16 protein-coding genes are annotated in these 13,958 nt (G+C 43.0%); all 16 read left to right on the forward strand.

Translation table 11 applies throughout. The features are described 5' to 3' along the window. The first annotated feature begins 8 nt into the window (after positions 1–8). The 16 genes from der to aroH all read left to right on the forward strand — a co-directional run bounded on the left by der (position 9) and on the right by aroH (position 13,893). Positions 9–1,319, forward strand: coding sequence for a ribosome biogenesis GTPase Der (gene der / locus PUN35_RS03150; protein WP_014480134.1), 1,311 nt, complete (start codon positions 9–11; stop codon positions 1,317–1,319). Positions 1,320–1,336: 17 nt separating this feature from the next. Beyond that, entirely contained in the window at positions 1,337–2,374 is a 1,038-nt protein-coding gene (locus PUN35_RS03155) for an NAD(P)H-dependent glycerol-3-phosphate dehydrogenase (protein WP_003230566.1), read from the forward strand. Positions 2,375–2,711: 337 nt separating this feature from the next. Continuing rightward, on the forward strand, positions 2,712–2,915 hold the full coding sequence (locus tag PUN35_RS03160; protein ID WP_014480133.1) for a DUF2768 domain-containing protein: 204 nt from the start codon (positions 2,712–2,714) through the stop codon (positions 2,913–2,915). A 21-nt stretch (positions 2,916–2,936) separates the two neighbouring features. Then, entirely contained in the window at positions 2,937–3,671 is a 735-nt protein-coding gene (locus PUN35_RS03165) for a hypothetical protein (protein WP_014480132.1), read from the forward strand. Between the two features lie 180 nt (positions 3,672–3,851). Then, positions 3,852–5,330, forward strand: coding sequence for a stage IV sporulation protein A (gene spoIVA / locus PUN35_RS03170; protein WP_014480131.1), 1,479 nt, complete (start codon positions 3,852–3,854; stop codon positions 5,328–5,330). Between the two features lie 373 nt (positions 5,331–5,703). Beyond that, the gene (gene hbs, locus PUN35_RS03175) at positions 5,704–5,982 is read left to right on the forward strand and encodes a non-specific DNA-binding protein Hbs (protein ID WP_003153447.1); all 279 of its coding nucleotides are present in this window, start codon (positions 5,704–5,706) and stop codon (positions 5,980–5,982) included. A gap of 187 nt (positions 5,983–6,169) precedes the next feature. Further along, on the forward strand, positions 6,170–6,742 hold the full coding sequence (gene folE / locus PUN35_RS03180; protein WP_003225516.1) for a GTP cyclohydrolase I FolE: 573 nt from the start codon (positions 6,170–6,172) through the stop codon (positions 6,740–6,742). A 21-nt stretch (positions 6,743–6,763) separates the two neighbouring features. Next, positions 6,764–6,991: a trp RNA-binding attenuation protein MtrB gene (gene mtrB / locus PUN35_RS03185; RefSeq protein WP_003230576.1), complete on the forward strand. Its 228-nt coding sequence runs from the start codon at positions 6,764–6,766 to the stop codon at positions 6,989–6,991. A 163-nt stretch (positions 6,992–7,154) separates the two neighbouring features. Then, on the forward strand, positions 7,155–7,910 hold the full coding sequence (hepS, locus tag PUN35_RS03190) for a heptaprenyl diphosphate synthase component 1 (protein WP_014480130.1): 756 nt from the start codon (positions 7,155–7,157) through the stop codon (positions 7,908–7,910). A gap of 6 nt (positions 7,911–7,916) precedes the next feature. Continuing rightward, complete coding sequence (gene menG / locus PUN35_RS03195; RefSeq protein ID WP_014480129.1) at positions 7,917–8,618, forward strand: demethylmenaquinone methyltransferase; 702 nt, start codon at positions 7,917–7,919, stop codon at positions 8,616–8,618. 25 nt (positions 8,619–8,643) lie between these two features. Then, positions 8,644–9,606 (forward strand): heptaprenyl diphosphate synthase component II, encoded by a 963-nt coding sequence (gene hepT, locus PUN35_RS03200; protein WP_003246013.1) that lies wholly within the window; start codon positions 8,644–8,646, stop codon positions 9,604–9,606. A gap of 115 nt (positions 9,607–9,721) precedes the next feature. Beyond that, positions 9,722–10,171: a nucleoside-diphosphate kinase gene (gene ndk / locus PUN35_RS03205; protein ID WP_010886554.1), complete on the forward strand. Its 450-nt coding sequence runs from the start codon at positions 9,722–9,724 to the stop codon at positions 10,169–10,171. 236 nt (positions 10,172–10,407) lie between these two features. Then, the gene (gene cheR / locus PUN35_RS03210) at positions 10,408–11,178 is read left to right on the forward strand and encodes a protein-glutamate O-methyltransferase CheR (protein ID WP_014480127.1); all 771 of its coding nucleotides are present in this window, start codon (positions 10,408–10,410) and stop codon (positions 11,176–11,178) included. Between the two features lie 74 nt (positions 11,179–11,252). Beyond that, positions 11,253–12,425, forward strand: coding sequence for a chorismate synthase (gene aroC / locus PUN35_RS03215; protein WP_004398727.1), 1,173 nt, complete (start codon positions 11,253–11,255; stop codon positions 12,423–12,425). Further along, positions 12,425–13,513 (forward strand): 3-dehydroquinate synthase, encoded by a 1,089-nt coding sequence (gene aroB, locus PUN35_RS03220; protein ID WP_014480126.1) that lies wholly within the window; start codon positions 12,425–12,427, stop codon positions 13,511–13,513. The genes aroC and aroB overlap by 1 nt, the downstream gene beginning before the upstream one ends. Further along, the gene (gene aroH / locus PUN35_RS03225) at positions 13,510–13,893 is read left to right on the forward strand and encodes a chorismate mutase (RefSeq protein WP_004398675.1); all 384 of its coding nucleotides are present in this window, start codon (positions 13,510–13,512) and stop codon (positions 13,891–13,893) included. The genes aroB and aroH overlap by 4 nt, the downstream gene beginning before the upstream one ends. Positions 13,894–13,958 lie beyond the last annotated feature (65 nt).

Raw genomic sequence — 13,958 nt, forward strand, 5'->3', positions numbered from 1 at the left:
AGGGTACTATGGGTAAACCTGTCGTAGCCATTGTCGGGAGACCAAATGTAGGAAAATCCACAATCTTTAACCGGATTGCGGGAGAAAGAATTTCAATAGTAGAAGATACCCCTGGCGTGACAAGGGATCGGATATACAGCTCGGCTGAATGGCTGAATTATGATTTTAATTTGATTGATACGGGCGGTATTGATATCGGTGATGAGCCGTTCTTAGCGCAGATTCGCCAGCAGGCTGAAATCGCCATGGATGAAGCGGACGTGATTATTTTTATGGTGAACGGCCGTGAAGGTGTGACAGCTGCTGATGAAGAAGTGGCGAAAATTTTGTACCGCACAAAAAAGCCTGTTGTTTTAGCGGTTAATAAACTGGATAACACAGAAATGAGAGCGAATATTTATGATTTTTATTCGCTAGGCTTTGGCGAGCCGTATCCAATTTCGGGAACACACGGACTCGGACTGGGTGATTTACTGGATGCCGTTGCAGAGCATTTTAAAAACATTCCAGAAACGAAATACAATGAGGAAGTTGTTCAATTCTGTCTGATCGGACGTCCGAATGTCGGAAAGTCTTCACTTGTGAATGCGATGCTCGGCGAAGAACGCGTTATTGTCAGCAACGTGGCTGGAACGACAAGAGATGCTGTTGATACGTCATTTACTTACAACCAGCAGGAGTTTGTCATTGTCGATACTGCAGGTATGCGAAAAAAAGGGAAAGTCTATGAAACGACTGAGAAGTATAGTGTACTGCGGGCGCTAAAAGCGATTGACCGCTCAGAAGTCGTGGCGGTTGTGCTGGATGGCGAAGAAGGCATTATTGAACAGGACAAGCGTATCGCCGGTTATGCACACGAAGCGGGCAAGGCCGTCGTCATCGTCGTAAACAAATGGGATGCTGTTGACAAAGATGAGAGCACAATGAAAGAATTTGAAGAAAATATTCGCGATCATTTTCAATTTCTGGATTATGCGCCAATCCTATTTATGTCTGCCTTAACGAAAAAACGGATCCATACGCTGATGCCTGCGATTATTAAAGCAAGTGAAAATCATTCACTTCGAGTTCAGACGAACGTCTTAAATGATGTCATCATGGATGCTGTGGCAATGAACCCGACACCGACTCATAACGGTTCTCGTTTGAAAATTTACTATGCGACTCAAGTGTCGGTAAAGCCGCCAAGCTTCGTTGTGTTTGTAAACGATCCGGAATTGATGCATTTTTCATACGAACGGTTTTTAGAAAACCGAATCAGAGACGCGTTCGGTTTTGAGGGGACACCAATCAAAATATTTGCAAGAGCTAGAAAATAAAAAGGTGTGAATCAAACATGAAAAAAGTCACAATGCTTGGAGCAGGGAGTTGGGGAACAGCACTGGCTTTAGTTCTAACTGATAATGGAAATGAAGTGTGTGTGTGGGCTCACCGTGCAGATTTAATTCATCAAATTAATGAGTTGCATGAAAACAAAGATTATTTGCCGAATGTTAAGCTGTCTACATCCATTAAAGGAACAACAGATATGAAAGAGGCTGTTTCAGACGCAGATGTCATTATCGTTGCGGTCCCGACAAAAGCAATTCGGGAAGTGCTGAGACAGGCTGTCCCTTTTATAACGAAAAAGGCAGTCTTTGTTCATGTCAGCAAGGGTATTGAGCCAGATTCACTTCTGCGCATTTCTGAAATTATGGAAATTGAGCTCCCGAGTGATGTCAGAAAAGATATCGTTGTCCTTTCCGGCCCGAGTCATGCGGAAGAAGTAGGGTTGCGGCACCCCACAACTGTTACTGCATCTTCAAAGAGCATGAGGGCAGCAGAAGAGGTGCAGGATCTATTTATTAATCACAATTTTCGGGTGTACACAAATCCTGACATTATCGGAGTTGAAATCGGAGGGGCTTTAAAAAATATTATTGCCCTTGCTGCAGGAATTACAGATGGTTTAGGGTACGGCGACAATGCCAAAGCTGCTTTGATTACACGCGGACTTGCCGAAATCGCGAGACTCGGAACGAAAATGGGCGGAAATCCCTTGACGTTCTCTGGATTGACAGGAGTAGGCGATCTGATTGTGACGTGCACAAGTGTTCATTCCAGAAACTGGCGTGCGGGCAATTTGCTCGGAAAAGGGTACAAGCTTGAAGATGTTCTTGAAGAGATGGGAATGGTAGTCGAAGGCGTCCGCACGACGAAAGCGGCTTACCAGCTTTCGAAGAAATATGATGTTAAAATGCCGATTACAGAAGCTCTCCATCAGGTCCTATTCAACGGACAAAAAGTGGAAACCGCTGTTGAATCTTTAATGGCGAGAGGGAAAACCCACGAGATGGAGGATTTGGTAAATACGTTTGAAAATCAAGTGAAGTAAAAGTGTCAATCGTATGATGAAACGCATATCTTAATTGAACGAAAGCCCGAAAAACAGAAGAACACCCAAGTCTTGGGATCTCCTGAAACATTTTGCCGATTTAGGCAATAGAGGATGCATCTGTATGCCAAGTCGCATACTATAGCATCGAAGTCCAAGAGAGTGTTTCTTAAACGTGCAGGTGAATATAGTCAAGTTGACTGAAGCGAAGGTCCCCCTCTTTGCTTCAGTTTTTTTGTTCTATCAAAGGATGGAAAATCCGGTTGATCTTTTCCGGCGCTGTATATTAAAATATAATATAACGCTTACATCATACATATCGGGGAGGCGCACGTCATTGAATCTGGCATTGATGAAAATGTGGTTTGCACTAGGGTCCATGGGTCTGATGTTTCTGGCTGTAGCTTCCATCTATTTAAGCCGCTTTAAGTGCCAAAACCGTTTTTTGAAGATTACGATTTCATCATTCGCATACATGTGTATGCTCATATCTGGAATTATTGTGTTTGTCGTGGTTTTTAGCGGCCCTGTCAATGAATAAAGCTGTAAAAGGAAGTGCTGTATGGGTAAACTGAAGTGCGCAATCATTTTTGCGGCAGTCGTGTTTTTATCCGGATGTTTATATCCAAATGAACGGAAAAGCAGTGTGCATGCCATTCCTTATCAAGACCAGCTAAAGCAGGTTCAATCTGCTGTTGATGAATTTCAAAAGGCAAATGGAGGGCTGCTTCCCATTCAAACAAAAGATATGTCGACACCGCTATATCAAAAATATCCGATAGACTTTAACCGGTTAGCGCCAAGATACATAGCTGAACCTCCAAGTACGGCATTTGAAAGCGGGGGAGACTATCAATACGTGCTTGTTGACGTAGAGAACGATCCGACTGTTAAATTAATTGATCTAAAGATGGCAGAAAAAATTCGCGATGTGAAATTGCGCATCCAAATGTATCGTCAGGAGCATCAATATCCGCCTTACAAGGATGTGCTATCTCGCGATTTATTTACACTCGATGAGAAGAAGCTTGGGGATGGAAGCTCTCTTACAGTGACAAGCCCAATCTCAGGGAATTCCTTGCCGCTTATGATTGACGGAGACGGAGAAATATATGCTGATTACCGGACTGAGCTGACTTCTTGCCTCAAAAAAAGCAAAAAAACGTTTAAACCCGGGACTGAAATCCAGGATATGATTTGGGAGGAAACCCCCTTTGTCCCCGCGTTTTCTGTAAAATATACGGTAAATGACAAACAGGAACCTGTTTTTTTAGAAAATGATATGAAAAAGGAATGAACCTTTCTCCCTTGCATACAAATAGGGAGAAAGGTTTTTTTATATTAATAGATTGAGGATGAGAAATTTTCTAAAGATGTCATATTCAAATAGGACAACGTCATACACATATAGTGTCCTGTGTTTGATTGAAAGAGCTTAATAAAATTGAAAAGGATAGGAAGTCCGGGAGGGGATCACTTGGAAAAGGTCGATATTTTCAAGGATATCGCTGAACGAACAGGAGGCGATATATACTTAGGAGTCGTAGGTGCTGTCCGTACAGGAAAATCCACGTTCATTAAAAAATTTATGGAGCTTGTGGTGCTCCCGAATATCAGTAACGAAGCAGACCGGGCCCGAGCGCAGGATGAACTGCCGCAGAGCGCAGCCGGCAAAACCATTATGACTACAGAGCCTAAATTTGTTCCGAATCAGGCGATGTCTGTTCATGTGTCAGACGGACTCGATGTGAATATAAGATTAGTAGATTGTGTAGGTTACACAGTCCCCGGGGCTAAAGGATATGAAGATGAAAACGGGCCGCGGATGATCAATACGCCTTGGTACGAAGAACCGATCCCATTTCATGAGGCTGCTGAAATCGGCACTCGAAAAGTCATTCAAGAACACTCGACCATCGGAGTTGTCATTACGACAGACGGCACCATTGGAGATATCGCCAGAAGTGACTATATAGAGGCTGAAGAAAGAGTCATTGAAGAGCTGAAAGAGGTTGGCAAACCTTTTATTATGGTCATCAACTCAGTCAGGCCGTATCACCCGGAAACGGAAGCCATGCGCCAGGATTTAAGCGAAAAATATGATATCCCGGTATTGGCAATGAGTGTAGAGAGCATGCGGGAATCAGATGTGCTGAATGTGCTCAGAGAGGCCCTCTACGAGTTTCCGGTGCTAGAAGTGAATGTCAATCTCCCAAGCTGGGTAATGGTGCTGAAAGAAAACCATTGGCTGCGTGAAAGCTATCAGGAGTCCGTAAAGGAAACGGTTAAGGATATTAAACGGCTCCGGGACGTAGACAGGGTTGTCGGCCAATTCAGCGAGTTTGAATTCATTGAAAGTGCCGGATTAGCCGGAATTGAGCTGGGCCAAGGAGTGGCAGAAATTGATTTGTACGCGCCGGATCATCTATATGATCAAATCTTAAAAGAAGTTGTGGGCGTCGAAATCAGAGGAAGAGACCATCTGCTTGAGCTCATGCAAGACTTCGCCCATGCGAAAACAGAATATGATCAAGTGTCTGATGCCTTAAAAATGGTCAAACAGACGGGATACGGTATTGCAGCGCCTGCTTTAGCTGATATGAGTCTCGATGAGCCGGAAATTATAAGGCAGGGCTCGCGATTCGGTGTGAGGCTGAAAGCTGTCGCTCCGTCGATCCATATGATCAAAGTCGATGTCGAAAGCGAATTCGCCCCGATTATCGGAACGGAAAAACAAAGTGAAGAGCTTGTACGCTATTTAATGCAGGACTTTGAGGATGATCCGCTCTCCATCTGGAATTCCGATATCTTCGGAAGGTCGCTGAGCTCAATTGTGAGAGAAGGGATTCAGGCAAAGCTGTCATTAATGCCTGAAAACGCACGGTATAAATTAAAAGAAACATTAGAAAGAATCATAAACGAAGGCTCTGGCGGCTTAATCGCCATCATCCTGTAATACCGGTAGACCTCTTTATAGAATGGGAGGTCTTTTTTCTTTGCTCTTAATAATGGAAAAGGATCAAGGAATAGGATGAAAAAAGGAAAAAAAGGAATATTTGTTCGGTAAATCACCTTAAATCCTTGACGAGCAAGGGATTGACGCTTTAAAATGCTTGATATGGCTTTTTATATGTGTTACTCTACATACAGAAATTCTTCACTTTGTTGGACAAACATTCCTCAGAGTGCAGTTTTTCTTAAAAAGCCGTTTAATTGTCTTTCTCTTGCCTGCTCTCATTTTTTTGTGAGACAGGTTTAGAATCAGACTGAACTGTGAAGAAATGATAATAAACGAACTGAATGTATCCTTTTGGGAGGAGGTGAAAGGCATGAACAAAACAGAACTTATCAATGCGGTTGCTGAAGCAAGCGAATTGTCTAAAAAAGACGCTACAAAAGCAGTTGACTCTGTTTTTGATACGATCTTAGATGCACTTAAAAACGGTGATAAAATCCAACTGATCGGTTTTGGTAACTTCGAGGTGCGTGAACGTTCTGCACGTAAAGGACGCAACCCTCAAACAGGTGAAGAAATCGAAATTCCAGCAAGCAAAGTACCTGCTTTCAAACCAGGTAAAGCGCTTAAAGACGCAGTTGCCGGAAAATAATTGTGAATATAGATCGTGTATGCATCTAGCTTACATACACTTTATTTCTTCACAGAAAAGCCCCTTTCTAAGGGGCTTTTCATATTTCAAGAGCATGGGCTTCCTGACAGGGCATTCACTTTGCTTTTAGCGGGACATATGTGCTAGAATCGAAATTAAATGTATTCATTGGTGGAGGACATAGAACATGAAAGAAGTTAATAAAGAGCAAATCGAACAAGCTGTTCGTCAAATTTTAGAAGCGATCGGAGAAGACCCGAATAGAGAAGGGCTTCTTGATACTCCGAAAAGAGTCGCAAAGATGTATGCCGAAGTATTCTCCGGCTTGAATGAAGATCCAAAAGAACATTTCCAGACTATCTTCGGTGAAAACCATGAGGAGCTTGTTCTTGTAAAAGATATCGCGTTTCATTCTATGTGTGAGCATCACCTTGTTCCCTTTTATGGAAAAGCACATGTTGCATATATCCCGCGAGGCGGAAAGGTCACAGGACTCAGCAAACTGGCACGTGCCGTTGAAGCCGTTGCAAAGCGCCCGCAGCTTCAGGAACGCATCACTTCTACAATTGCAGAAAGCATCGTAGAAACGCTTGATCCGCATGGCGTAATGGTAGTGGTTGAAGCGGAACACATGTGCATGACGATGCGCGGTGTAAGAAAACCGGGTGCGAAAACTGTGACTTCAGCAGTCAGAGGCGTTTTTAAAGATGATGCCGCTGCCCGTGCAGAAGTATTGGAACATATTAAACGCCAGGACTAATAAAGATAGAGGGTGCTATAAATGAACCAAAAGCATTCAAGTGATTTTGTCGTCATTAAAGCCGTTGAGGACGGAGTGAATGTGATCGGCCTGACAAGAGGAACAGACACAAAGTTTCACCATTCCGAAAAACTCGACAAGGGAGAAGTGATCATCGCTCAGTTTACAGAGCATACTTCTGCCATTAAAGTCAGAGGAGAGGCACTGATTCAAACCGCGTACGGAGAAATGAAAAGCGAAAAAAAATAAGCTGGCTGTCCCCGCTGTTAAAAGCAAATGCTCGCAAACAGCGGGAGGATACAGCCAATTTCTTTTTTTTATGCTATAATGATACCTGCGTAAGCGAATGAAAAGATAAAACTCATACATAGATTAAGAAATAAATGTGAATTTGGGGACAAGGGTGATATTTTTGCAAGACATCTACGGAACTTTAGCCAATCTGAACACGAAATTAAAACAAAAGCTGTCTCATCCTTATTTAGCGAAGCATATTTCTGCGCCGAAAATTGATGAGGATAAGCTTCTTCTTTTTCATGCTTTATTTGAAGAAGCTGACATAAAAAACAACGACAGAGAAAATTATATTGTAACAGCGATGCTTGTACAAAGCGCCCTTGATACCCATGATGAAGTGACGACAGCTAGAGTCATAAAACGAGACGAAAACAAAAACCGCCAATTGACTGTTCTCGCGGGCGATTATTTCAGCGGGCTGTACTACTCTTTACTATCTGAAATGAAGGATATCTACATGATTCGGACGCTTGCTACAGCCATTAAAGAAATCAACGAACATAAAATTCGTCTGTATGACCGTTCTTTCAAGGACGAAAACGATTTTTTCGAAAGTGTCGGCATCGTTGAATCAGCTTTATTCCATCGTGTGGCGGAACACTTCAGCCTCCCGCGCTGGAAAAAGCTGTCGAGTGATTTTTTTGTATTTAAGCGGCTTATGAACGGAAATGATGCATTTCTGGATGTGATCGGCAGTTTTATACAGCTGGGAAAAACAAAAGAAGAGATATTAGAAGATTGTTTTAAAAAAGCGAAAAACAGCATTGAGTCACTTCTGCCTCTAAATTCACCTATTCAGAACATTTTAATAAACCGTCTGAAGACAATCAGCCAAGATCAAACCTATCATCAGAAAGTGGAAGAAGGGTAAACCATTATGCAGGACTCAAAAGAACAGCGCGTACACGGAGTATTTGAAAAAATATATAAAAACTATGACCAAATGAACTCTGTCATCAGTTTTCAGCAGCATAAAAAATGGCGCGATAAAACGATGCGCATCATGAATGTAAAAGAAGGCGCAAAAGCACTTGATGTCTGCTGCGGAACGGCTGACTGGACGATCGCTCTTGCAAAAGCGGCCGGCAAAAGCGGCGAGATCAAGGGCTTGGATTTCAGTGAAAATATGCTGAGTGTCGGCGAGCAGAAAGTAAAAGACGGCGGATTCAGCCAAATTGAACTGCTGCACGGAAATGCGATGGAGCTTCCTTTTGATGATGATACATTTGATTATGTCACCATTGGCTTCGGGCTCCGCAATGTCCCTGATTACTTGACTGTACTGAAAGAGATGAGACGTGTAGTGAAGCCGGGCGGGCAGGTGGTATGTCTGGAAACGTCCCAGCCGGAAATGATCGGATTCAGACAGGCTTACTTTATGTACTTTAAGTATATTATGCCGTTTTTCGGGAAACTGTTTGCGAAGAGCTATAAAGAATATTCTTGGCTTCAAGAATCAGCCAGAGATTTCCCTGGAATGAAGGAACTGGCAGGCCTGTTTGAAGAGGCGGGCCTGAAAAATGTTAAATATCATTCGTTTACTGGCGGAGTCGCTGCCACGCATATCGGATGGAAATGAAAACACAGATGTTTGGGTGAATGATATGAAATTTAAAATGGCCTACTCTTTTTTAAATGACGATATTGATGTAATCGAAAGAGAACTTGAACAAACCGTACGTTCCGATTACCCGCTTTTAAGCGAGGCAGGTCTTCACCTGCTGCAGGCCGGAGGGAAACGTATTCGTCCTGTTTTCGTGCTGCTTTCTGGCATGTTTGGCGATTACGATATTAATAAGATTAAATATGTCGCCGTCACTCTGGAAATGATTCACATGGCATCTTTGGTTCATGATGATGTCATTGATGATGCAGAGCTTCGCCGAGGAAAACCGACAATCAAAGCAAAGTGGGACAATCGTATTGCGATGTACACAGGCGATTATATGCTTGCGGGATCTCTTGAAATGATGACGAGAATTAACGAACCGAAAGCCCATAGGATTTTGTCACAGACGATCGTTGAAGTTTGTCTAGGGGAAATTGAGCAGATCAAAGACAAATATAACATGGAACAAAATCTCAGAACGTATCTCCGCCGTATCAAAAGAAAAACAGCTCTCTTGATCGCGGTCAGCTGCCAGCTTGGTGCCATTGCGTCTGGAGCTGATGAGAAGATTCATAAGGCATTGTACTGGTTTGGGTATTACGTCGGCATGTCTTATCAGATTATTGATGATATTCTTGATTTTACTTCAACTGAAGAAGAGCTGGGTAAACCCGTTGGAGGAGATTTGCTTCAAGGAAACGTCACATTGCCAGTGCTGTATGCCCTGAAAAATCCTGCATTAAAAAACCAGCTTAAATTGATTAACAGTGAGACAACGCAGGAGCAGCTTGAACCAATCATTGAAGAAATCAAAAAAACAGATGCAATTGAAGCATCTATGGCAGTAAGCGAAATGTATCTGCAGAAAGCTTTTCAGAAATTAAACACGCTTCCACGAGGGCGCGCACGCTCGTCTCTTGCAGCCATCGCAAAATATATCGGTAAAAGAAAATTTTAATTTTTGTAGATATTAAGAAATTTCTCCGCCCCGGATTGATTAATTATCAGAAAGATGTTACGATTTCGGTGTGCAGTGTGAAAGCCTATACATACATAATGATGGGGTGGAGAATATGATGGAAAAGACTTTTATCATGGTGAAACCAGACGGTGTCCAACGTCAGCTCATTGGGGACATTTTATCTAGATTCGAACGTAAGGGCTTACAATTAGCTGGCGCCAAGTTAATGAGAGTGACTGAACAAATGGCTGAGAAACACTACGCCGAACATCAAGGAAAGCCTTTCTTCGGAGAGCTCGTTGAGTTTATTACTTCAGGACCAGTATTCGCAATGGTGTGGGAAGGCGAAAATGTCATTGAAGTGACGAGACAGCTGATCGGGAAAACAAACCCTAAAGAAGCTTTACCTGGTACGATTCGTGGGGATTATGGCATGTTTGTCGGAAAAAACATCATCCACGGCTCTGATTCTCTCGAAAGTGCAGAACGCGAGATTAACATTTTCTTTAAGAATGAAGAATTAGTATCATATCAGCAGCTTATGGCAGGCTGGATCTATTAATCATTGTGAAAATAAGTAACAGAGCCGGCAACATATAACGCCGCCGGTTTTTGATCTGTTTTGTAAAGGTTTACATTAAAGTGAATAAAGGGTTGAATGGCAGTGTGCATCAGACCTCTGCCTTTCCCAACGATCTAAAATCAGCTGAAAAGCTGATTTTTTTATTGAAACAATACAATTTCCTGATAAAACAAGCTATACTAGGACAAAAAGACAGCGAGACTGGGAGAGTAGAGATGGATACATACAGCGTATTTACAACGAAATGGAAACAATTAACCGGAGTCGATTTAACACTATATAAAGAAGCACAAATGAAGAGAAGGCTAACGTCACTTTATGAGAAAAAGGGGTTCCAAAGCTTTAAGGACTTTGCTGCGGCATTGGAAAAGGAACAAGCTCTCTTAAATGAAACATTGGACAGAATGACGATCAATGTTTCAGAATTTTATCGTAATTATAAAAGATGGGAAGTTCTTGAGACTGCAATTCTGCCGTTAATCAAGACCTCTAGGCCTTTAAAAATTTGGAGTGCCGCCTGCTCAACGGGGGAGGAGCCATACACGCTTGCCATGCTTTTGGACCAGCAAAAAGGTCTTCCGGGCTATCAGATTTTAGCGACGGATATTGATGAAAAAGCATTGGAAAAAGCGAAAAAAGGCGTTTATCAGGAGCGGTCTTTACAGGAAGTGCCGCTATCTGTGAAAGATCGTTATTTTACGCAAAACGCAAATAGAAGTTATGAAGTGAAAACGGAAATCAAAAAGAATATTACATTCAAAAAGCACAATTTGCTGGCGGATCGTTATGAACAAGACTTTGACTTAATCGTGTGCCGCAATGTATTTATTTATTTTACAGAAAGCGCGAAGGAAGAGCTGTATTTAAAAATGGCACATAGCTTGAAGAAGAATGGAGTTCTTTTTGTCGGCAGCACCGAGCAAATCTTCAATCCCGAGAAGTTTGGCCTAGTCCCAGCCGATACATTCTTTTATCAAAAAAGATAGACTGACTTTTTGCTGAAAAATATGTTATAGTAGTCTTACTTAAAAGCGTTAATGCGATGAAGGGAGAAGAAGTCATGAGATATTTAACAGCCGGAGAATCACACGGCCCCCAACTGACAACCATTATTGAGGGTGTACCTGCCGGGCTTTACATAACGGAGGAAGATATCAATTTTGAGCTTGCCAGACGCCAAAAAGGACACGGCCGCGGCCGCCGCATGCAGATCGAAAAAGACCAGGCCAAAATTATGAGCGGGGTGCGCCATGCACGTACACTCGGTTCACCAATTGCTCTCGTAGTTGAAAATAACGATTGGAAGCATTGGACAAAAATCATGGGCGCCGCCCCGATTACAGAAGATGAAGAAAAGGAAATGAAGCGCCAGATTTCCAGACCTAGACCTGGGCACGCTGACTTAAACGGTGCAATTAAATATAATCATCGTGATATGAGAAATGTGCTTGAGCGTTCTTCAGCAAGGGAAACAACTGTCAGAGTGGCGGCAGGGGCTGTAGCTAAAAAGATTCTTTCTGAGCTTGGCATTAAGGTGGCGGGCCACGTGTTGCAAATTGGCGCTGTTAAAGCTGAAAAAACAGAATATACGTCAATTGAAGACCTGCAGCGCGTAACGGAAGAGTCTCCTGTCAGATGCTACGATGAAGAGGCAGGCAAAAAAATGATGGCTGCCATTGATGAAGCAAAGGCAAACGGAGATTCCATCGGCGGAATAGTAGAAGTCATTGTCGAGGGAATGCCGGTAGGCGTGGGCAGCTATGTCCATTATGACCGCAAACTGGATAGCAAGCTTGCTGCCGCTGTACTGTCAATTAATGCATTTAAAGGTGTGGAATTCGGGATCGGATTTGAGGCGGCAGGCCGAAATGGAAGCGAAGTCCATGACGAGATCATTTGGGACGAGGAAAAAGGATACACCCGTGCTACTAACAGACTTGGCGGACTGGAAGGCGGCATGACGACAGGGATGCCAATCGTTGTCCGCGGAGTCATGAAGCCGATTCCGACTTTGTATAAACCTCTGAAAAGTGTCGATATTGAAACGAAAGAACCGTTTTCCGCCAGCATTGAACGTTCAGACAGCTGTGCTGTTCCTGCGGCAAGTGTAGTCGCTGAAGCGGCTGTCGCTTGGGAAATTGCGAACGCAGTCGTTGAACAATTCGGATTAGATCAAATTGACCGCATTAGAGAAAATGTGGAGAATATGAGAAAACTGTCGAGGGAATTTTAATGAAGACACTGCATGTTCAAACTGCTTCCTCGTCATATCCTGTTTTTATCGGACAAGGTATCAGAAAAAAGGCTTGCGAACTATTAACCTCTTTAAACAGGCCTTTAACAAGGATTATGCTTGTCACGGATGAAGAAGTGGACCGCCTGTATGGTGATGAAATGCTCCATTTGCTGCAAGATAAATGGCCTGTGAAAAAAGTGACGGTACCGAGTGGAGAGCAGGCAAAATCCATGGACATGTACACAAAATTGCAGAGTGAAGCGATTCGTTTTCATTTGGATCGCTCCTCATGCATCATCGCATTCGGTGGCGGTGTTGTAGGGGATCTTGCCGGTTTTGTGGCTGCCACTTTTATGCGCGGCATTGATTTCATCCAAATGCCTACGACGCTCTTGGCGCATGACAGCGCAGTCGGAGGAAAAGTAGCCGTGAACCATCCGCTTGGAAAAAATCTAATCGGTGCGTTTTATCAGCCGAAAGCCGTGCTCTATGATACAGATTTCCTGCGTTCTCTGCCTGAAAAAGAGCTTAGGTCCGGAATGGCAGAAGTGATTAAACACGCTTTTATCTATGACAGAGCGTTTCTGGAGGAGCTGCTGAATATCCACTCACTGCGTGATATCACTAATGATCAGCTGAATGACATGATTTTTAAAGGCATTTCAATTAAAGCGTCTGTCGTTCAGCAGGATGAAAAAGAAGAGGGGATAAGAGCTTACTTAAACTTCGGGCATACGCTCGGTCATGCCGTTGAGGCGGAATATGGATACGGGCAGATCACTCACGGTGATGCCGTAGCCCTCGGAATGCAGTTTGCTTTATATATAAGCGAAAAGACTGTAGGCTGTGAAATGGACAGAAAACGTTTGGTCAGCTGGCTAAAAAGCCTGGGTTATCCAAGTCAAATCAGAAAAGAGACGGAAACTTCGGTTCTCTTGGACCGTATGATGAATGATAAGAAAACCCGTGGCGGGAAGATTCAGTTTATTGTGCTCAATGAATTAGGGAAAGTTGCTGATCATACATTTTCCAGAAATGAACTTGAGAGCTGGCTGAACAAATGGCGATTGGAGGAGACATCATGATGATTCGCGGAATTCGCGGAGCAACTACAGTTGAACGGGATACTGAAGAAGAAATTTTACAAAAAACTAAACAGCTGTTAGAGAAAATCATAGAAGAAAATCATACAAAACCGGAAGATGTTGTTCAAATGCTTCTGTCGGCTACACCTGATTTGCACGCTGTTTTCCCGGCAAAAGCTGTTCGCGAGCTTTCAGGATGGCAGTATGTACCGGTAACATGTATGCAGGAAATGGACGTAACAGGCGGTCTGAAAAAGTGCATAAGAGTCATGATGACCGTCCAGACAGATGTCCCTCAGGATCAGATCAGACATGTATATTTAGAAAAAGCCGTCGTATTGAGGCCCGATTTATCATTGACAAAAAATACTGAATTGTAATACGATAAGAATAGCTTAGAAATACACAAGAGTGTGTATAAAGCGATTAGAATGAGTTGAGTTAG

It is taken from the genome of Bacillus sp. N3378-2at (genome assembly GCF_033412715.1).
GTDB lineage: Bacteria > Bacillota > Bacilli > Bacillales > Bacillaceae > Bacillus > Bacillus subtilis.